General features: G+C 74.6%; 22 protein-coding genes. 8 read left to right on the plus strand and 14 right to left on the minus strand.

The features are described 5' to 3' along the window. Positions 1 to 2: 2 nt before the first annotated feature. Both B085_RS0114880 and B085_RS0114885 read right to left on the minus strand, forming a co-directional pair. The gene (locus B085_RS0114880) at positions 3 to 641 is read right to left on the minus strand and encodes an SRPBCC domain-containing protein (RefSeq protein ID WP_018559358.1); all 639 of its coding nucleotides are present in this window, start codon (positions 639 to 641) and stop codon (positions 3 to 5) included. Then, positions 638 to 1045, minus strand: coding sequence for a metalloregulator ArsR/SmtB family transcription factor (locus tag B085_RS0114885; RefSeq protein ID WP_018559359.1), 408 nt, complete (start codon positions 1043 to 1045; stop codon positions 638 to 640). The genes B085_RS0114880 and B085_RS0114885 overlap by 4 nt, the downstream gene beginning before the upstream one ends. Before the next feature lie 399 nt (positions 1046 to 1444). Here B085_RS0114885 and B085_RS51435 point away from each other — a divergent pair, with 399 nt between their 5' ends. Together B085_RS51435 and B085_RS0114895 are read left to right on the plus strand one after the other, a co-directional pair. Continuing rightward, a complete protein-coding gene (locus tag B085_RS51435) occupies positions 1445 to 1567 on the plus strand; it encodes a hypothetical protein (protein WP_018559360.1) in 123 nt (40 codons plus the stop codon). A 197-nt stretch (positions 1568 to 1764) separates the two neighbouring features. Next, the gene (locus tag B085_RS0114895) at positions 1765 to 1980 is read left to right on the plus strand and encodes a hypothetical protein (RefSeq protein ID WP_158689733.1); all 216 of its coding nucleotides are present in this window, start codon (positions 1765 to 1767) and stop codon (positions 1978 to 1980) included. A gap of 5 nt (positions 1981 to 1985) precedes the next feature. On the opposite strand, the gene B085_RS0114900 is transcribed toward B085_RS0114895, so the two are convergent. The 8 genes from B085_RS0114900 to B085_RS0114935 form a co-directional block, all read right to left on the minus strand. Then, positions 1986 to 2549, minus strand: a complete 564-nt coding sequence (locus B085_RS0114900) for a hypothetical protein (RefSeq protein ID WP_158689734.1) — start codon at positions 2547 to 2549, stop codon at positions 1986 to 1988. A gap of 92 nt (positions 2550 to 2641) precedes the next feature. Continuing rightward, positions 2642 to 3526 carry a DMT family transporter gene (locus B085_RS0114905; protein WP_018559363.1) on the minus strand — a complete coding sequence of 295 codons (885 nt, stop codon included), beginning with the start codon at positions 3524 to 3526 and terminating at the stop codon, positions 2642 to 2644. A 137-nt stretch (positions 3527 to 3663) separates the two neighbouring features. Then, positions 3664 to 5259 (minus strand): alpha/beta hydrolase, encoded by a 1596-nt coding sequence (locus B085_RS0114910; RefSeq protein ID WP_018559364.1) that lies wholly within the window; start codon positions 5257 to 5259, stop codon positions 3664 to 3666. Between the two features lie 204 nt (positions 5260 to 5463). Continuing rightward, a complete protein-coding gene (locus B085_RS50035; protein ID WP_199789207.1) occupies positions 5464 to 6357 on the minus strand; it encodes a hypothetical protein in 894 nt (297 codons plus the stop codon). Between the two features lie 413 nt (positions 6358 to 6770). Then, positions 6771 to 7715, minus strand: a complete 945-nt coding sequence (locus B085_RS0114920; protein WP_018559366.1) for an endonuclease/exonuclease/phosphatase family protein — start codon at positions 7713 to 7715, stop codon at positions 6771 to 6773. Positions 7716 to 7840: 125 nt separating this feature from the next. Beyond that, positions 7841 to 8353 (minus strand): molybdenum cofactor biosysynthesis protein, encoded by a 513-nt coding sequence (locus B085_RS0114925; RefSeq protein WP_037731654.1) that lies wholly within the window; start codon positions 8351 to 8353, stop codon positions 7841 to 7843. Between the two features lie 47 nt (positions 8354 to 8400). Next, positions 8401 to 9210 (minus strand): DUF427 domain-containing protein, encoded by an 810-nt coding sequence (locus B085_RS0114930; protein ID WP_018559368.1) that lies wholly within the window; start codon positions 9208 to 9210, stop codon positions 8401 to 8403. Between the two features lie 102 nt (positions 9211 to 9312). Next, positions 9313 to 10284, minus strand: a complete 972-nt coding sequence (locus B085_RS0114935; protein ID WP_018559369.1) for a LysR family transcriptional regulator — start codon at positions 10282 to 10284, stop codon at positions 9313 to 9315. Positions 10285 to 10314: 30 nt separating this feature from the next. Between B085_RS0114935 and B085_RS0114940 the strand changes: the two genes are divergently transcribed. Together B085_RS0114940 and B085_RS0114945 are read left to right on the plus strand one after the other, a co-directional pair. Beyond that, positions 10315 to 11229 (plus strand): serine hydrolase, encoded by a 915-nt coding sequence (locus tag B085_RS0114940; RefSeq protein WP_018559370.1) that lies wholly within the window; start codon positions 10315 to 10317, stop codon positions 11227 to 11229. Positions 11230 to 11312: 83 nt separating this feature from the next. After that, entirely contained in the window at positions 11313 to 12314 is a 1002-nt protein-coding gene (locus tag B085_RS0114945) for an MBL fold metallo-hydrolase (RefSeq protein ID WP_037731655.1), read from the plus strand. Between the two features lie 17 nt (positions 12315 to 12331). On the opposite strand, the gene B085_RS0114950 is transcribed toward B085_RS0114945, so the two are convergent. Next, entirely contained in the window at positions 12332 to 12841 is a 510-nt protein-coding gene (locus B085_RS0114950; protein WP_018559372.1) for a DinB family protein, read from the minus strand. Between the two features lie 136 nt (positions 12842 to 12977). On the opposite strand from B085_RS0114950, the gene B085_RS42445 reads away from it, so the two are divergent. Both B085_RS42445 and B085_RS50040 read left to right on the plus strand, forming a co-directional pair. Next, complete coding sequence (locus B085_RS42445; protein ID WP_018559373.1) at positions 12978 to 13361, plus strand: ArsR/SmtB family transcription factor; 384 nt, start codon at positions 12978 to 12980, stop codon at positions 13359 to 13361. Beyond that, positions 13358 to 13513, plus strand: coding sequence for a DUF6126 family protein (locus B085_RS50040; protein WP_018559374.1), 156 nt, complete (start codon positions 13358 to 13360; stop codon positions 13511 to 13513). Before B085_RS42445 ends, B085_RS50040 begins: the two co-directional genes overlap by 4 nt. 13 nt (positions 13514 to 13526) lie before the next feature. Here the strand turns inward: B085_RS50040 and B085_RS0114965 are convergent, their stop codons facing one another. The 3 genes from B085_RS0114965 to B085_RS0114975 are packed head-to-tail and all read right to left on the minus strand — an operon-like array spanning position 13527 to position 16068. Then, entirely contained in the window at positions 13527 to 13952 is a 426-nt protein-coding gene (locus B085_RS0114965; protein WP_018559375.1) for an ATP-binding protein, read from the minus strand. Further along, on the minus strand, positions 13949 to 14395 hold the full coding sequence (locus B085_RS0114970; protein WP_051102054.1) for a pyridoxamine 5'-phosphate oxidase family protein: 447 nt from the start codon (positions 14393 to 14395) through the stop codon (positions 13949 to 13951). Before B085_RS0114970 ends, B085_RS0114965 begins: the two co-directional genes overlap by 4 nt. Next, on the minus strand, positions 14392 to 16068 hold the full coding sequence (locus B085_RS0114975) for a SulP family inorganic anion transporter (RefSeq protein WP_018559377.1): 1677 nt from the start codon (positions 16066 to 16068) through the stop codon (positions 14392 to 14394). Before B085_RS0114975 ends, B085_RS0114970 begins: the two co-directional genes overlap by 4 nt. Positions 16069 to 16687: 619 nt before the next feature. Here B085_RS0114975 and B085_RS0114980 point away from each other — a divergent pair. Beyond that, a complete protein-coding gene (locus tag B085_RS0114980) occupies positions 16688 to 17290 on the plus strand; it encodes a TetR/AcrR family transcriptional regulator (protein WP_018559378.1) in 603 nt (200 codons plus the stop codon). A gap of 26 nt (positions 17291 to 17316) precedes the next feature. Further along, on the plus strand, positions 17317 to 17751 hold the full coding sequence (locus tag B085_RS0114985; protein WP_018559379.1) for an Rrf2 family transcriptional regulator: 435 nt from the start codon (positions 17317 to 17319) through the stop codon (positions 17749 to 17751). The last annotated feature ends 55 nt before the right edge of the window (positions 17752 to 17806 follow it).

Consider the following 17806-nt stretch of genomic DNA (forward strand, 5'->3'; position numbering starts at 1 on the left):
GCCTACTCGGGCCGGGCGGGGACGTAGAAGCCGGTCGTGGCGTCGACCGCGGCGGCCACGGTGTCCTCGGGGGCTCCCGAGGCGGCGTACGCGGTGCCCCAGGCCCCGCTGCTGCGGGTCATGAAGTCGCGGGCCTCGTCGGAGTACTGCCACTCCTCGGCCATCTCCGGTCCGCTGGGCTCGCCGGCGAGGTACAGGCCGAGGCCCAGCAGCCCCAGGTCCCAGCCGACGCCGACCGCGCCGGGTCCGAACCGGTCCCACATGCCGGGCGGAACGACGGCGACGTGCTCCAGTTCCAGGACCGTGCGCTCCGCGTCCCGCGCGGCCAGCCGCACCTCCACCTCGCTGAAGCCGGGGGCCTCGCCCATGACCCAGCTGACCCGGAGCAGCTTCGGGGGCTCGCAGCGCAGGACCTCCCCGCCGGCGTTGCCCTGCAGCTGGTAGCGGCCGCCGAGCCTCAGCTCGCCGGTGACCGGCATGAACCAGCGACCGATCCGCTCCGCGGTGGTGCAGGCGTCCCACATGTCCTCGACGGGGGCGTCGTACGTGCGGCGCAGCAGCACCGTGCGCGCCTCCTCGCCGGCGACGTCCCTGCTGCCGGTCGCGCGGTGGATGGCGTTGATCTCGTCCACGATGTTCATGCGGTGTCTTCCCGTTCCCTTTCGGTGTTCCCGGCCTGTTCCGTCCCCGGACGCCGCTCTTCCAGTGCGAGACGCCGTTCGCGGCGCCCCCGGGCGAGTTCGGTGCCGAGCGCGTCCAGCCGCTGCTCCCAGAAGCCGCGGAAGCGCTCGAGCCACGCGTCGACCTCGCGCAGCGGCGCGGCCCGCACGGCGTAGAGCCTGCGGGTGCCCTCCGCCCGCACCACGGCGAACCCGTTCTCCCGCAGGACCCTCAGATGCTGGGACACGGCGGGCTGCGAGATGCCGAACTCCTCCCTGATGATCTCGGTGATCGCGCCGGACGGCTGTTCCCCGGAGGCGAGGAGCTCCAGAATCCGGCGTCGCACCGGATCCCCGAGTACGTCGAATGCGTGCACGTCGGTCACTATGACAGTAGCCACTTATATAAGCAAGGAGTTAGGCAACCTCTTGGCTGCGCTGCTCCGGGGCGGAGGTGTCCGCCTCTCGGCGGTCTCCTGAGCGGCGACGACGCGTCCCGGCGCGCGTCTCACCCCAAGGGCGGAGGAACGAACCGGGCATAGGGGTGGCTTCAGGGACGTTCTCTGACGCGGGCCTCCGAGTCCACGGCGTAGGACTGGGAGGGTCCGCCCTGCACGGGCCGCGTTTCCGAAGGAGTGATGACCATGCGCCGCATCCGCGTCCAGCGACCGAAGAAGCCGGCGCCGTCGCGCCCTCCGATCGACCTGCGGACACCGTCCGGAAAGCCCCTCCCGTACTGACGCCGTCCCGACGCACACCGTGCACGTCCAGAAGGGTCGCCCGAGATGAGCGACACGTCCTGCCGGCCGGGCGGTACCGTCCCGGCCTTCCGCCCCGTCTTCGCCTACGTGGTGAGGCGGCTGCGCTACCTCGCCGAGGGCTTCCGCCGCGCCGCCCCGGCCGGGTGACGGCACCGGTGGGGCCCGTGAGGCCGCCGCCGGCGGCCAAGTCATCGCCCGGCCCGGCTCGCCGGCCCCGCGCACCCGGGGGCCGTGACGGGTCGCCGCCGGGTCCCCCGGACGGCCCACGCGGAGCGCTGTTGCGCGCCGGCGCCGGCCGGGCGACCCTTGACGTGATTCGGGTGCACCGGAACGCGAGGTGGGCCATGGTCGAGCCAGCAGTGACGATCCGGCAGGACGGCGAGGGCTACGTGGTCACGTGCCCGGGGACCGACGCGGTCGGGCGCGGGCCCACGGAGACGCAGGCGTGGACCGACTTCTGGGCCGCCCTGCACGCCGACTGGAAACCCCCGGATGAGCTCAGGGCGGGCCCCGGCGAGGACCACGCGCGAGGGCTACGGGTCCTGCGGCTCTTCCTCTGACCCGGTCAGGGCGCCCGGCCGGACCACACCGGTTCGACGCGCTCCCACTCCCGCTCCCACGACCGCAGCCGCCCGCGCAGGGCGAGGGCGGCCACCGCACGGTGCACGCCCCAGGCCAGCGCGGACCAGAGCAGGAAGGACGTGACACCCAGTACGAGCGCGGCCCCCCGGGCACCGGCCGTACTGCGGGGCTCCGGCGCCGGTACGCCCCGGTCGTCCACCCAGATCCGTATCGGGTCGCCCGCCTCGACGGGCCGCCCCACCGGGACCCGCCCGGTGTGCCGGCGGCCGCGCGGATACTCCCAGCCGGCGCTCGCCGGCGGCAGCGAACGCATGCCGTGCTCATGGAAGACCGGTCCCGAAGCGGCCAGGGCGGTGCCCGCAACGAGGTGCCGATGGCCCCGTTCGGCCAGCGCCTGGGCGCGCTCCGCCCGGTGCACGGCGAACCCGACGTACGACGAGACGACCACGGCCAGCACCATCAGCACGGAGGCCGCCAGTCGCGGCAGGGTGTGGGCGCACGGACGGCACCGGGCCGGCAGCACGGCAGGACAGGTACAGAGCAACATGGGACCCCCTCGGACGAGGCGCGCGGCCCGGCCTCGACCGGACTGCCGACATGCTGCACCCACGGGGCGTCCGGGCGCCGGGAATTCGCCTTCTAGTCGGCGACCGCGGGCGACGCCGGCCGCGGGCCGGGGACCCGGTGGGTACGGCCCGCCGAGGGCGTCGGCCGGGACAGCACGACCACGCCCCGGCCGGCCGCCAGCGCCCCCGCCAGCGCCACCGCGAGCCCCACCGAGCCGCCCCGGAAGCCCTCACCGAGCAGCAGCACGCCCACGCACCCCGCCACCAGGGGGTTGGCCAGCGTGACGGCCGCCAGCGCGACGCCCAGCCCACCGCGGTACGCCTCCTGCGACCACATCATCCCCGCGATCGCCAGGACGCCGGTGCAGCCCGCCGCCACCAGGAGCATCGGGTCGGCGACGGCCGCCCCCAGCCCCTGTGCGGCCAGGTGCACCGCGAGGCCCTGGGTCAGGCACGAGGCGATCCCGAACGCCGCGCCCGCCGCCGTCGCGAAGCGCAGCGCCCGCAGCACGGACAGGTCTGCCCCCCACGGCAGCCGGGTCAGCGCCAGTGCCGCAGCCGCCGTGATCGCCGCCAGAAGGACCAACTCGGCGCCGCTCAGAGCCCGTTCCGTGCCGGGCGGCGCGGTGGACAGCAGAAGCGTCACCAGCCCCAGTACGGTCAGACCCGCCCCGCGCCACTCCCTGGCTCTTACCCGGCGCCGGCCGAGGGCCGCGTGCAGCGGCAGCGCCAGTACGAGGGTCAGCGCGCCCAGCGCCTGGACCACGGTCAGCGACCCGTACCGCAGCGCGACCGCGTGCAGTCCGGCGCCGGCCGCCTGGAGGACCAGAGCCAGCGTCCACAGCCCGCCCGTCGGCTTCCGCCCGGAGGCGGCCGTTCGTTCCTGCGCGACGGCCGCCGTCGCGTAGCAGACCGCCGACAGCAGGGCCGCCGCCAGGGACGGCACGCCGCCGTTCATGCGAACGCCGTCCGAACGGGCATGGGGGCTCCTCCTGGGGTGCGGGGACGGTGGCGAGTGCCTCCAGCACATCGTGCGCGCCGCCCCCGGGGCATCAGGGTCCACCCCGAGCCGCCCCCCAACCCTTGTCGGGGACGTCAGGTGCAGACCGTGCCGGCGGGCGGCGACTGGCCGCGGACCAGATAGGCGTCGACGGCCTCGTCCACGCAGCCGACCGACCTGAGGTACGCGGTGTGGCCGTCGCCGTCGTAGGTGAGGAGCCGGCCCGAGGAGAGCAGGCGCGCAAGGGCCCGGGCCTCGGTGTAGGGGGTCGCCGGGTCCCGGGTGGTGCCGACGACCAGGATCGGCGGCGCAGCGGGCGCGGTGATGGGACCGGCCGGCTGGTCCGCGGGGACCGGCCAGTGGGCGCAGGTCGACAACTGGTCCGCGAAGTAGCGCCCGAAGCGGGGGGAGGCCCTCAGGAACCCGGGGAGCGCGGCTCGTGCCTGCGCGGGGGTGGCGCGTGCTCCCAGACTGCCGCTGAGGCAGGTGATCGCGACGTACGCGTCACCGCTGAAACCGGAGTCCTCGAAGGCCCCGCCGAGTTCCTGCACGGTGGTGGTGTCACCGGTGCGCACCTCGCGGAGCGCGGCGCGCAGTTTCTCCCACGCGGGCGCCAGGAGAGCGGTCGTGACGGCGCTGATGAGGCTGTCGCCGTCGACGACCACGTCCTTGCCCCGACGCAACGGGGCGCGGTCGAGGGCGCCGACCAGCGCGTCCAGCGCGGGGCCGGCCTCTTCGGCGGAGTGGCCCACGGGGCACGCCGGGCGGGCGGCGCAGTCGGCCGCGAAGGAGTCCCAGGCGATCTGGTAGCCGCGGGCCTGGCCCAGCAGGCTGTGGACGCCGTCGAGGGTGGGGTCGACGGCTCCGTCGAGCACCATGCGGCCGACGCGGGACGGGAAGAGGCCGGCGTAACTCGCCCCGAGGTAGGAGCCGTAGGAGAAGCCGAGGTAGTGCAGGCGCTCGTCGCCGAGGAGGGTGCGGACCAGTTCCAGGTCCCGGGCCGAGTCGAGCGTGCCGACGTGGCGGAGCAGGCGCCCCGCGCCGCGCTCGCACGCGGCTGCGGTCTCACGGGCCGCCTCGTCGGCGGCCGCGAAGTCCGGCCCGCCCTCGTCCGGCCCGCGCTCGTCCGGCCCGTCCGAGCCGGGGAGCCCCCTCACCGTCGCAGGGGTGCCCGCCGTGCCGTCGCCGCAGTTCACGGGGGTGCTGGAACCGACCCCGCGCGGGTCCACGGCGACCAGGTCGTAGGAGGCCCGCACGGCCTGGGAGAAGGCCCCGGCGTACGACCACAGCGAGGTGATCGCCGGTTCGCCGGGGCCTCCGGGGTTGAAGAGCAGTGAGCCGATGTGCCGGGCGCCGGTCCCGGTGGCCTTCCTGCGGGTCGCCGCCAGGCGGATGTCGCCCGCCTCCGGACGGGCGTAGTCCAGCGGGGCCCGCAGGGTGGTGCACTGGAACGAGGGCTGCTCCGCGCAGGGCGTCCACCGGAGCTTCTGCCGGTAGTGGCCGGTCGGCCCGGGGGGAACGGCCGTGGTGCCCGGGGGCCCCGCGGGGCCGTGACCCACGTGCTGCCCCGGGGGTCCCGCCGCGCAGCCGGTCAGCAGGAGCACGCAGGCCCAGAGCGCGGCGAGCACCGCGTTGTGGAGCCCGCGCCGGGGTCCGCGGGATATGTGGCCGGTGGTCCGGGCTTCCTTCATCGCCACGTCTCTCCTTCACCTTCCGCTGCGTGATCAGTGGACCACGCAGCGTGTTCGGCGGAGGCGTTCGCCTAGGCCGGCGGGGTGAACCGGCGCGGGCGCGCCGGGCCACGACGGGGGTGCGGCCGGCCGGCGGCGGACGGCACTGCGCCCCGGACCCGTACACGGGTCCGGGGCGCAGTGCGTGCGGGGGAACGCGGGCCGTCAGGCCTCGCCGCCCTGGGTGCGGCGCCGGCGCAGGAGGAACACACCGCCCGCCGCCGCGGCGGCCAGGAGGGAGGCGCCGGTGAGGCTCTCGGCGGTGTTCATGCCGGTCGAGCCGCCGAACCCGGTGTCGGGCGCGCCGCCGCCGCCGTTGTTGTCGTTGTCGTAGCCGCGGTCGTTGTCGCGGTCCCGGTCGTAGCCGTGGTGGCGCTTCTTGTAGCACTTGCGGTCGTTGTCGCGGCCGCCGTAACCGCCGCGGTCACCGTAGCCGCCCCGGTCGCCGTAACCGCCGCGGCCGTTGTCGTCGCCCCCGCGGTCGCCCCCGCGGTCGTCACCGCGGCCGCCCCGGCCGCCCCACGAGCACTTGTCGCGGCCGTGGCCGCCGCGGCCGTAGTTGCCGTAGTCGTCCTCGTAGTCGTCCCCGTACTCGTCGTCGCCGTTGTCGTTGTTGTGGTTGTGGTTGTTGTTGTTCGTGTTGGTGTTCGTGTTCGTGTTCGTGTTGGTCCCGCCGTCACGGTCACCGCTCGTGCTGGTCGTGCCGGGAACGGTGAGGGTGCCGACGCTGCCCTGGTCGGCCTTCGGGCCGATCATGCAGCTGACGGTGATGGTGTAGGTGTTGGCCGGCGCGTCGTCCGGGATCGTGAAGGTGCCGGTCAGCGGACCGCCCGGGGTCGTCGCGTTCAGGGCCAGCGCGTTGCGCAGCAGGCCGGAGGGGAAGGCGTTGGCGTTCACCATCGCGCCGGGCGCCTGGCAAACCTCCGAGCTCGCGGTGACGGTGACGGACCGTCCGTTCTGGGCGACGTTGACATCCACCACGGCGAAGGCCTGCGAGTTCGGAAGGACGACCGCCGCGGCCGTCATCGTCGCCATCGCCAGGATACGAGCACCACGCATGGAGCTGAACCTCCTTGTGGACGGGGCAGGCGGGATGTGGCCCCCGGCACGACTGCCAACGCGTCCTCGAGACCTATATGGCGATCATCCGCACTCGCTCCGCACCCCGAGACCGGCGGAGGTGTACGGCCGAATGGGGTGGGGCCGTGGCGCTGCGTGGAGCGTTTCCGCAGGTGAGAGGTGGCGTGACGGCCGGAATAAGAAAAATGTGAAGAGATGTCCAACCGGGTGACGGTGCCTCAGTTAATCTTGCGTCAGCAAGGCGGCGGAGGCTCGGCCCTTCCGGCGCCGAAACGGCTGACGAATCGTCAGCATGCTTCGCCGTGCCCGCACATGGGTCCAGGGTCGCATCGGCAGGCCCTGTGCTGATCCGTCAGAAACCGTGCAAGGTCGTGGGATTCACCCGCCCGGGCTCAGAAACGGATGCGTGCGACGACGGGCAGATGGTCGCTCCCGGTGGCGGGCAGGGTCCGTACGTCCGAGACCGTCGCGGAACGCGCCAGGACCTGATCGATCCGGGCCAGCGGAAAGCGCTCCGGCCAGCTGAACGCGAGCCCTCGCTCCGGGACGCCCAGCCGCGAGGTGAGCGGGGCGAGCCCGCGGTCGTCGACGGTGCCGTTGAGGTCCCCGAGCAGGATCACCCGGTCCAGCCGCTCGGCCGCGATCTCGGCGCCGAGGAGGACCGCGCTCTCGTCCCGCCGGGCGGAGCCGAACCCGGTGGGCCCGAGGCGGAGCGAGGGCAGGTGGGCGACGTACACGGCGACGTCCCCCTGCGGCGTCCGGGCGGTCGCCCGGAACCCGCGGTCCCAGTCCTCGCCCAGGTCCGCGGGCCGGATGCCGATCCTGCGCTCGTCCACGAGGGGGTACCGGGACCACAGCCCGACCGTGCCGAAGGACACGTGATGCGGGTAGGACGGGTCCAGTACGGCGCCGAAATCCGGCAGCAGGGAAGGCGTCAGCTCCTGCAGGGCGATCAAGTCCCCGTCGGCCGCAGCCAGTTGCCGTGCCGTGCCCCTCGGATCGGCGTTCACGTCACTGACGTTGTGCTGCACCGCGACGAGATCGTGCGCGGCACCGCCCTGGGGGCCCGGCGGCCACCCGAAGACCGCGAACCAGGCCGCCGAGGGCACAAGGAGCGCGCACAGGGCGACGCCCGAACGCCGCAGCAGGGCCGTGCACAGCACCACCGGGACGCCCAGCCCCAGCCACGGCAGGAACGTCTCCAGCAGGCTCCCCCAGCGGCCGGGACCGTTCGGCACCGCGGCGTGGCACACGAGCAGCAGTGCCAGCAGCAGCGGAAGCGCCGCCAGGACCCCGTCCCACCGCCGACGGCCGTGCCACCCGCGGCCGTGGCGCACCGCGCCCTCCCACCCGTGAACGGCCCGCCCGTGATCCTTGCGCCGCAGTGATCGCACCCAGCAACCACGCGGGGCCGCGTGATCCGGTTCCCGCACCGCGCCGTGACGGGGCCCACACACCCCGGCTACGACGCCTCCCTCGCGTCCTCCACGACCCGGAACTCCGCCGGGCCCAGGGTGAGCACACCGTCGCTCAGCGGCGTGCACCGCACTCCGCCCTTGCCGCGCAGCGCGCGCTGCGCCCCCGGACCGATGACGGCGTCCATCCAGGCGCAGGGCCGGGCGGGGCGCCGCACCGCGAACAGGACGGGTCCCGCTCCGGTGTCCAGCGCCACGGTCGTGCCCACGTACGCGTCGATGTCGACCCCGCGGAGCAGTACGTTGCGGCGGGTGTGCCGCAGGTCGGTCTCCGGGGCGATGTCCAGCGGGAGGCTCTCGGCGGCCATGAGCGTGACGGCGGCGTCGCGATGGGCGGGCCGCGCGTAGTAGCGGTCGCCCACGAGCCCCAGCCCGCTCCGCACCTCGGCACGTCGCACCAGTTCCCCGTCCGGCGCCGCCGACGGCCCTTCCGAGGGCCGCCCCATGTACCGATGGGCGGGCGACACCAGTAGTTGCACGACTTCGACCTGCGCAGACATGCCGCCAGCGTAGAACGCCGCCCGCGGTCCACGGCGTGGCCTTCGTCTCAGGGCCGCCCGAGGTGACGGCGGTCCCAGACGGCCCGGGACATCGCGACCGGGCGGCGCAGGGGTGCGCCGTCGACGTACAGGTCGACGCGCTCGTTGTAGAACGCGACCATGCCCGCGACGGGGGCGCACGCCGCCGTCGGGAAGTCGTAGGCCCAGGCGATGTCCTCGTGGACGGCGCCGTCGCCGTCGAAGGACCAGTAGCCGCTGGTCGTGCCCTTGTACGGGCAGCGCGTGACGGTGTCCGAGGGGCGCAGCCGGCTCCAGTCGACGTGCACGCGCTCGAGGTAGTAGCGGGTCGGCAGGCCCGTCTCGAAGAGGGTCACCGCATGCGGCGCGTCGGCGAGCACGGTGCCGTCGATCTCCACGCGGACGCTGCTGGAGGAGCGCAGGGCGTCCACCCGGGTGTAGGGGCTCCGCGGGTGGACGAAGACCTGCTCGTCCTCCTCGTACCAGGCGTCGAGGGCCTCCCAGCGGAACCGCGCCGTGCCCAGGAGCCGGTCGGGGGCGCCCTCGTCCCACACCCAGGCCGCGCCCTCGCGGACCTCCGTGCCGACGCGCAGCGAGTGGCGGCGCGCCGGGCCGGGGCCCAGCCGGCCGGCCCGGCCGTCGTCGGTGAGCTCTCCCTCGGTCAGGTCCTCCAGCGGGATGCTGTACTGCGGATAGCCGGGCCACTCCCACACGTACAGGGCACGCCGGGTGTCGAGCACGGTACGGCCCCCGACCTGCGCGCGGATGCGCCGCGGGACGGGCTCGACCTGCCCGACAGGGACGATCAGACCCGGGTGGTTCACGCTCTCGTCCGCCATCGGTGGTCACCTCGGTCCGTTCACGGGCTTCCGTACGCCCAGCTTCACCGGCGCCCGCGTGATCGGCCACCCCGGCCGCGCCGCCCCCGGGACAGCGCGGTCTCAGCCGAACACCACCGACCACGGCCGCGGCGGCCCGTCCGGTGAGGGCGAGGCGCCCGGGCGCCGCCCGGCCGCGGTGCCGTGCCGCGCCAGCACGTCCGCGGCGAACGCCGCGAAGCGCGGGGCCGCCGGGTGCGCGGAAGGGCCGGCGGGCCAGGCGGCGCCGATCCGGCGGACGAGGGGGGTTCCGGCCAGCGGCCGCCAGGCCACTCGGGGCTCCCGGCGGGCCGCGGCACCCTGGTCGAACGCGACGCCGCCGCCCGCGGCGACGAGGGCGAGCAGGAACTCGGGGCTGGACGCGTGCCGTACGCCGCCCGGGACGAAGCCCGCCGCGCGGCAGCTCGCCAGCAGCCGGTCGTACCAGCCGGGAGCCTCGTCGCGGGGGAACACCACGAGGTCCTGGCCGGACAGATCCGCGAGGGACACCTGCGGCCCGCGGGCCGACGGCGAGGCGCGGGGGAGGACCACCCCCAGCGCGGAGGAGGCCTCCGGGCCGAGCCGCAGCCCGTTCGCCGCCTCCACCGGCCGGTGGACGAGGCCGACGTCGAGACCGCCCGAGCCGAGGAGCCGCAACTGCTCCGCGGTGGTGGCCTCCCGCAGATCGACCGCCGGACCCAGGGCGTGCTCCGCGCACGCGGCCAGCAGCGCGGAGACCACCGCCGCCGTGGTGCCGGTCGGCACCGCGGCCCGCAGGGTGCCCAGCCCGCCGTCGGCGGCACGCCGCGCGAGTGCCCGCAGGCGGTCCTCGCGGGCGAGGAGTTCCCTCGTCTCCTCCAGCAGCAGCGCCCCTGCCGAGGTCAGCGAGGTCCGGCGCCGCGACCGGTCGAACAGCTCCGCGCCCAGTTCCCGCTCGAGCGCGCGCACCGCCTGGCTGACCGGCGGCTGTGCCGTGCCCAGCCGGTCGGCGGCGCGGCCGAAGTGCAGTTCTTCCGCCACGGCGACGAAGATACGCAGGTGGCGCAAGAGATCCACGAGCAAGGACCCTACGCGAGGAGGCTGTTGATGGTCGAGGAGGAGATCCGGGCGGTGTTCGCGGCGGCCGGTGCCGAGGGGCGGCTGCACGCCGTAGCGATCGGTTCGGGAGCGGACGGAGCGGACGGAGCGGACGGAGCGGCCGAGGTCGCCGTGGACGCGGACGAGCCCGTCGTCATCGCCTCGGTCGTGAAGATCCTCCTGGTGCTGGAGTTCGCCCGCCAGGTCGCCGCCGGGCAGCTCGACCCCCGCGAGCGGGTACGGATCACCGCGGCCGACCGGCTCGGCGGCTGGGGTACCGCGGGGTGTGCCGACGACGTCGAGCTCTCGCTCCGCGATCTCGCCCACTTCACGATGTCGGTCAGCGACAACACCGCCGCGGACCTGCTGCTGGCCCGGGTCGGACTCGACACCGTACGGCTTCTCACCGAGGAGCTCGGGCTCACCGGCATCCGGCTCGTGGGCGGCCCCCGCGACGTGCTGGAGTCGATGCTCGACGAGGTCGGGGCCCGCACCGAGGGGGAGTTCGCGGCCCGCTGGCCGGCGCTGCCGGACGAACGGAAGAGGCGGCTCGCCGTCCTGGACCCCGCGCGCACCAACGCCGGTCCGCCCCGTGAGATCACCCGGCTGCTCCGGCTCGTCTGGAGCGACGGGGCAGGCCCGCCGCAGGCCTGCGCCTGGGTCCGGGAACTGATGGGCCGGCAGGTCTTCCGGCACCGGATGGTGTCGGGCTTCCCCGACGAGGTCACGGTGGCCGCCAAGACCGGCACGCTGCCCGGTCTGCACGCGGAGGCCGGGGTGGTCGCCCACCCGGACGGCGGGCGCTACGCGGTGGCGGTCTTCGCCCGCACCCGTGAACTGACCGCGACCCGCGCCGCGGTGGACTCGGCGATTGGCACCGCCACTCGGATCTCCGTGGACTTCCTGCGAGGCCACCGACGCTGACCTGCGCTCATATCGGATCGCGTATCGAGCGGGCGGGATTCCGGTCTTGGACGGGGGCGACGCGCCCCTGATCTTCTGAGCCCATGAGCGACGACACTGACGCACGAGGTCCGAGGAAGTTCGGACGGCGCACGATGCTGGCGGGGGCCGCGCTGTCCGCGGCCACCCCGCTGCTGCCCGGCACGTTGCCCACGGCCGCCGCGGCACCCGCGGTCCCGCGCGCGGCGCCGGCCGCCGGCGCGGCGACGTTCCGCTGGCTGGGCACGGCCGGCTGGCGGATCGACGTCTCCGGCAGGACCGTGCTGTTCGACCCCTACGTGACACGCTTCCCCACCGGGCTCTTCGCCGGTGCCTTCGACCGCGCCACCCGGCTGCGCACCGACGAGGCCGCCGTCCGGGAGCGGGTGGGCCGCCCGGAACTCGTCCTGGTCAGCCACTCCCACTGGGACCACCTCGCCGACGTGCCGTACATCGCCGCGTCCACCGGGGCCAGGGTCGTCGGCACGGAGACCACCTACCACCTGCTGGTCGCGCTCGGTGTCGACCCGGCGCAGATCTCGGTGGTGAAGGGAGGCGAGGTGCTGGACTTCGACGGCATCGTGGTGGAGGTCGTCGCGAGCCTGCACAGCCGCAACAAACAGCGCGCCTACTTCGCCCCCGGCAGGCTCGCCGGACCGCCCCCGGCACGCCCGGAGACGATCGGCGACCTCCCCGAGGGCGACACCCTCGCCTACCAGGTGACGGCCGGGGACGGCGGCCCCTCGGCCTTCCTCATGGGTGCCAGCGACTTCGGCGAGCGCGCGGCCCGGGGACTGCGTCCGGACCTGGCGATGGTCGCCGTACCGACCAGCGCCTCGACGCACCGCTACGTCCCGCGACTGCTGGCCGCGCTGGGCGACCCGGACGTCGTGGTGCCCGTGCACTGGGACGACTTCGAGCGGCCGCTGGACCTGCCGCCGCGCACCGACCCGTCGGCGGACCTCGACGCCTTCGCGGCCCAGGTCCGCCGCGAGTCGCCCGCGACGCGCGTGGTCGTCCCCGACTACCGCACCCTCTACGGCGCCGACATGCGGCCGGTGTCCTGACGCCCGCGCGGGGGGCGTCAGGCGCCGACGGTGCCGTCGACGCCCTCGCGCAGGAAGTCGGCGTGCCCGTTGTGGCGGCCGTACTCCAGGAGCACGTGCACCATCACCATCCGCAGGGAGACGTCCTCGCCCCAGCGCGGCTGGTGCCCGGTCAGGTCCAGGGACCCGGCCGCCTCCTCGATCCGGCGGGAGTTCCGGACCTCGGCCTCCCAGGCCGCGAAGGCCTCGGCGCGGGTGGACGCGCTCGCGTCGTAGGCCGCCTGGAAGTCGATCCTGTCGGACCACACCATGGGCGCGTCGTTGTCCTCGAACACCCGGCGGAACCAGGCGCGTTCCACCTCCGCCATGTGCCGGACGAGCCCGAGCAGCGACAGCGTGGACGGAGGCATCGACTGCTGCCGCAGCTCCTCGTCCGAGAGCCCCCGGCACTTCATGGCCAGCGTGGCGCGGTGGTAGTCGAGGAACGCCCGGAGCGTCTCGCGCTCCCCACCGAGCAGCGGCGGGCCCACGCGGTCGTCGTCGGTCACTGAGTGCTCTCTTCCTCCGTTGCGGACAGGGGCCAGCCTCTCACCCCTGCCGCCCGGCCGGCCCGGGAATTACGGTGGGCTAGGATTGAAGAGTTCTTCAATTGACGAATCTCTCCAAAGGGTGCGGGTGGTCCGAGTGCAGGTTCCGCTCTACCAGGCCAAGGCGGAGTTCTTCCGCATGCTCGGGCACCCGGTGCGCATCCGCGTCCTGGAACTCCTGCAGGACGGCCCCAAGCCGGTGCGGGAACTCCTCAACGCGATGGAGATCGAGCCCTCCAGCCTCTCCCAGCAGCTCGCCGTACTGCGCCGATCCGGCATTGTGACGGCCACGCGCACCGGTTCCACCGTGGTGTACGAGCTGGCGGGTGGCGACGTGGCGGAACTGCTCCGGGCGGCCCGCAGAATCCTCACGGAGCTGCTGACGGGGCAGCAGGGCCTGCTGGCCGAGCTGCAGCAGACCGAGGAAGGCTCCGTCGTCCGCGGGGCCGGCGCGACGGGCACGACGGGCGGCGCCGCGTGAGCGCCGGCACGGACTCACGCAAGGACACGGGCGGCGAGAAGTACAAGCAGCGGGCGGTGCTGCTGCGCGTCCTCGTCTACGTCTTCGTCACCCACTTCATCGCCGGTTTCATCACCCTGCTGTTCTACCTGGGGCAGCACGCCCCCGAGTGAGCGGGTCACCGGTTCACGCCGGGTACAGCGGCAGGGTGACCCAGATGGCCTTGCCGCCGGTACCGGGGTCGGGGTGCACCGCCGCTGTGCCCCCGCACTCGGCGGTGACCTCGGCGACCATGGCCAGCCCGCCGCCGGCCGCGGCGGCCCGGAGCAGGTCCGGCCGGTGGGGATGCCGGTCGTACACGGCGAAGGCGAGCACCCCGCCACCCGTCGCGTAGACGACGTCCAGGCTGGGGGAGACCCCGGCGGCGTGCCGCACGCTGTTCGCAACCAGCTCGCTGAGGATCAGCAGGGCCCGGTCCAGCACCGCGTCGCCAGGGGCGACGCCCCAGGAGGTGTAGACGTACTCGCCCGTCCTGCGGGCCAGGGCCACGGACAGGGGCGCCGTAGGCAGGGTCAGCACATGGCGGCGCTGCAGCTTGGCACGGGCGGTCACCGGGTGCCCGGCCCGCCGTCATCAGCGGTGCGGGCACCCGCGCCAGCGGGGCCGCCGAGCCGGTACCCCTGGACCGTGAGGGGGTGGATCCGCAACAGGGTATCGTGCGGACCGTGGACCCATCCGGTGAGCGTGCGCCGGTAGTGGGCGGTCTCGTGGGCGTTGGCGAGCTCCTGGGCGGGCCCGGTGGCCGTGACCGACCAGCCGGTGCCCGAGGTGCGGTGGAAACGTTCGCAGTGGTACGTAACGTCGCCCCCCTGCGTCACCGCGGTGAGGGGGACGGGGGCGCGGACGACGAGCGCGCCGTACTCCAGGACGTGGACGGCGGGGCGGACGAGCACCATGTCGCGCAGTACGTAGACCAGGCGGCCGCAGCGGGCTCCTTCCAGCAGCCACAGCGCCTCCGCCCCGGTCAGGTCGGTCATACGGTTCGCCGGGCTCATCCGGTGGCCTCCCCCTGCAGTACTCCGACCCGGAGCAACCGGGTACGGGCCGCGCGGACGGCCTCCGGGGCCGTGGCGTGCACCAGGTCCGCGCCCCGCAGCGCGTCCAGCACGCTCAGCTCGTCCAGTGCGTGCCGCTGCCCGGGCCGGAGGCCGGACGCCAGCACCGTGATGCCCCGGCGGTTCAGCCGGTCGATCGCGTCCTTCAGGGCCAGGGCGCCGGTGGCGTCGATGTGGGTGACGCCGGAGAGGCGCAGGATGACCACCGACACGTCGGCGACCTCGGTGAGTTCGAGCAGGGAACGATGGGCGGCGGCGAAGAACAGCGGCCCGTCGATGCGGTACACCGCGATGTGCTCGGCGAGCAGGGCGTGTTCCCCGGCGCCGTGTCCGTCCGGCGTGCCCTCGTGCAGCGGCACCTGTTCGAGCCGGACCTGCCGTGCGACCGCGCGCAGAGCCAGGGCCCCGGCCACCACCAGCCCGATGACGACCGCGTACACCAGGTCAAGCGCCAGCGTGGCGGCCGCGGTCAGCAGCAGCACCGCGCCGTCGGCGCGGGTCGCCCGGGCCATCGCCCGCAGCGAGGCGACCTCGACCATCCGGATCGCGGTGGCGAGCAGCACTCCTGCCAGCGCCGCCAGCGGGATCCCCTCGACCAGCGGAGCTGCGAGGAAGACGATCACCGCGAGGACGGCGGCGTGGGCCAGCGCGGCCAGCCGCGAGCCCGCGCCCGTACGGACGTTGACTGCGGTGCGGGCGATCGCCGCGGTGGCCGGTACCCCGCCGAACAGCGGGACGGCCAGGTTGGCCAGGCCCTGGCCGAACAGTTCCCGGTCCGGGTCGTGGCGGCGGCCGTGCGCCATCCCGTCGGCGACGGTCGCCGACAGCAGCGACTCCAGCGCGGCCAGGGCCGCCACCGCCACGGCCGGCGCCAGCAGCGAGGGGAGGGCGGCCGGGTCGAGGAACCCCAGGGAGGGCGTGGGCAGTCCGGACGGCAGGTGCCCGATGCGCGCCACCGGAAGGTCCGCCGTCTCGGCGGCGATCGTGGCCGCGGCGACGGCCGGCAACGAGAACGGCACCCGGGGGCGCCACCGGGCACCGGCCAGGATGATCCCGGCCACCGCGGCCGAGAGCGCGAGGGGCGCCCAGTGGGGGTGGGCCAGAAACTCCCGTACGGTCCGCAGGGCCACGGCCGCGACCTTCTCGCCGTCCGGCGTGGGCACTCCGAGCGCCGCGGGCACCTGCTGCAGTCCGATCACGCACGCGATCCCGAGGGTGAAGCCCTCCACCACGGGCGCGGGCACGTAGCGCATGTACCGGCCGGCGCGCAGCAGGGCCAGCCCGATCAGCAGCGCACCCGCCATCAGCCCCACGGTCAGCACCCCGCCGGGCCCGTACCGGGCGACGATGGGCACCAGAACGACGGTCATCGCCCCGGTCGGCCCGGATACCTGCACGTCCGATCCGCCGAACAGAGCTGCAACGGCTCCGGCCACCACCGCCGTGGTGAGTCCGGCCTGCGCCCCGAGGCCCGAGGAGACCCCGAACGCCAGCGCGAGCGGCAGGGCCACCACCGCGACGGTCAGCCCGGCGAACAGGTCCTGACGGGGCTGCCGGCGCATCGCCGCCAGATCGGCCCGCGCGGGCAGCAACGCGCGTACCGGGGCCCACATCCGCCCTGCCAGCCAAGTCACCGTGCGCAGACACCTGCCCTGTCGTCCGTCGTCCCGGCCGGTTGCCTGGGACGGTCCGCGGCCGTGCCTGGGTCTCCCCCCACGACACGGCGGGATCATCATGTAGCGAATTGAAGATTTTTGCAATTTGTGGATTCGGTGGGTCGTGCGGGCCTGCCGGCAGCCGGGTGCCGGCGAGAAGGGACCGGTGGGTCGGGAATCCGAGTCATCGACCCATGACGCGTCCCCGGAGCCTCGGCGAACACGACCGGCCCGCCCCGGGGCGCCGCGGAGGGTTGCGGGTCCGACCCGCACTGGCGCGGCTGCTCCTTGGCCGACAGCTTGGCCGACAGCACCTCGGAACTCCACTGCCGGGACCCGGACGTGGCCGAGCACTGCCGCCGCGCGACCTGCCGGGAGGGGGCCCGGATGCGGCGGCCGATCCGCAGGAACTCGGCCGGCTGCTTCTGGCCGTACCGCGGGGGATGGGGTTCCTCGCCAGGATCGCACGGACCCGGCAGGGCTGCTGCGGGCCGGCCGGGCGGCCCGACCGCCCCCCGCCCCTGACCGGCGCGGTATTATAGCGTCCGTTACAGATCGATGGGCAGGAGGCGCCGGCATGGCAGGAGGACGGCCGAGGGCCTTCGACGTCGACGAAGTGCTGGACCGGGCGCTCGAGGTGTTCTGGCGCCAGGGGTACGAAGGCACCGGGATCTCCGACCTCACGCGGGCCATGGGCATCAACCCGCCGAGCCTGTACGGGGCGTTCGGCAACAAGGAGGGCCTGTTCAAGCGGGTCCTCGACCGCTACGCCGACGGGCCCGCCCGCTATATCCGCGAGGCGTTCGCCGAGCCCGGCGCGCGCCGCGTCGTCGAGCGGCTGCTGCACGGCGCCGCGGATGCCACGACCCGGCCCGACTGCCCCCCGGGCTGCCTCACCGTGCAGGGCGGGCTCGCCGCCTCGGCCGGGTCGGAGGCCGCGCGCGACGAACTCACCGCACGCCGGGCGGCCGGCGAGGTGGCGCTGCGCCTGCGGCTGGAGAAGGCGCGGGCGGACGGGGAACTCCCCGCCGACGCCGATCCGGCCGATCTCGCCCGCTACTTCATCACCGTGTACCAGGGCGTCGCCGTCCAGGCCGCGGGCGGCGCGACGCGCGAGGAACTGCATCGGGTCGTCGACCTCGCCATGGGCGCCTGGCCCGCGGGGCCGGCGGCCGGCTGACATCGCCGAGGGAGAGGTCCGCGGGCATGAGCGCCAACAGCAGGCTGACCATCGCCGTCCATGTGCTCACGTGGATGGCCCTGGACCGGCGCGACGACGGCCCGGCGGCCACGTCGGAGCGGATCGCGGGCAGCGTCAACACCAATCCCGTGGTCATCCGGCGCTGCCTCGGCGACCTGCGCAGGGCCGGGCTCGTCGAGTCCCGGCGCGGCGCGGGAGCGGGCTGGAGCCTCGTACGGGAGCCCGCGGCGATCACCCTGCTCGACGTCTACGGCGCGGTCGAGGAGGGCACGCTCTTCCGGCTGCACCCCGCCTCGCCGAACGCCGACTGCCCCGTCGGCCACGGCATCGGGCCGGCCCTGCAGCAGGTGTACGACGGCCTCCGCAACGGCGTCGAGCGGGAGTTGGCCGCCACCACCATCGCCGACGTGCTCCGCGACACCCTCGCCCGGCGGCGGTGACCCGCGGCCCGGCGCGACGGGATGCGCGGGAACGGCGCGGGTACGGCGGGCGACC

Source organism: Streptomyces sp. BoleA5 (genome assembly GCF_000373665.1).
GTDB lineage: Bacteria > Actinomycetota > Actinomycetes > Streptomycetales > Streptomycetaceae > Actinacidiphila.

Coding starts and splice junctions, on each gene's coding strand:
- B085_RS0114880 (WP_018559358.1), bottom strand. CDS start 641: ATGAACATCGTGGACGAGATCAACGCCATCCACCGCGCGACCGGCAGC.
- B085_RS51435 (WP_018559360.1), top strand. CDS start 1,445: ATGAGCGACACGTCCTGCCGGCCGGGCGGTACCGTCCCGGCCTTCCGC.
- B085_RS0114895 (WP_158689733.1), top strand. CDS start 1,765: ATGGTCGAGCCAGCAGTGACGATCCGGCAGGACGGCGAGGGCTACGTG.
- B085_RS0114900 (WP_158689734.1), bottom strand. CDS start 2,549: ATGTTGCTCTGTACCTGTCCTGCCGTGCTGCCGGCCCGGTGCCGTCCG.
- B085_RS0114905 (WP_018559363.1), bottom strand. CDS start 3,526: ATGAACGGCGGCGTGCCGTCCCTGGCGGCGGCCCTGCTGTCGGCGGTC.
- B085_RS0114910 (WP_018559364.1), bottom strand. CDS start 5,259: ATGAAGGAAGCCCGGACCACCGGCCACATATCCCGCGGACCCCGGCGC.
- B085_RS50035 (WP_199789207.1), bottom strand. CDS start 6,357: ATGCGTGGTGCTCGTATCCTGGCGATGGCGACGATGACGGCCGCGGCG.
- B085_RS0114925 (WP_037731654.1), bottom strand. CDS start 8,353: ATGTCTGCGCAGGTCGAAGTCGTGCAACTACTGGTGTCGCCCGCCCAT.
- B085_RS0114930 (WP_018559368.1), bottom strand. CDS start 9,210: ATGGCGGACGAGAGCGTGAACCACCCGGGTCTGATCGTCCCTGTCGGG.
- B085_RS0114940 (WP_018559370.1), top strand. CDS start 10,315: ATGGTCGAGGAGGAGATCCGGGCGGTGTTCGCGGCGGCCGGTGCCGAG.
- B085_RS0114945 (WP_037731655.1), top strand. CDS start 11,313: ATGAGCGACGACACTGACGCACGAGGTCCGAGGAAGTTCGGACGGCGC.
- B085_RS0114970 (WP_051102054.1), bottom strand. CDS start 14,395: ATGAGCCCGGCGAACCGTATGACCGACCTGACCGGGGCGGAGGCGCTG.
- B085_RS0114975 (WP_018559377.1), bottom strand. CDS start 16,068: ATGTGGGCCCCGGTACGCGCGTTGCTGCCCGCGCGGGCCGATCTGGCG.
- B085_RS0114980 (WP_018559378.1), top strand. CDS start 16,688: ATGGCAGGAGGACGGCCGAGGGCCTTCGACGTCGACGAAGTGCTGGAC.
- B085_RS0114985 (WP_018559379.1), top strand. CDS start 17,317: ATGAGCGCCAACAGCAGGCTGACCATCGCCGTCCATGTGCTCACGTGG.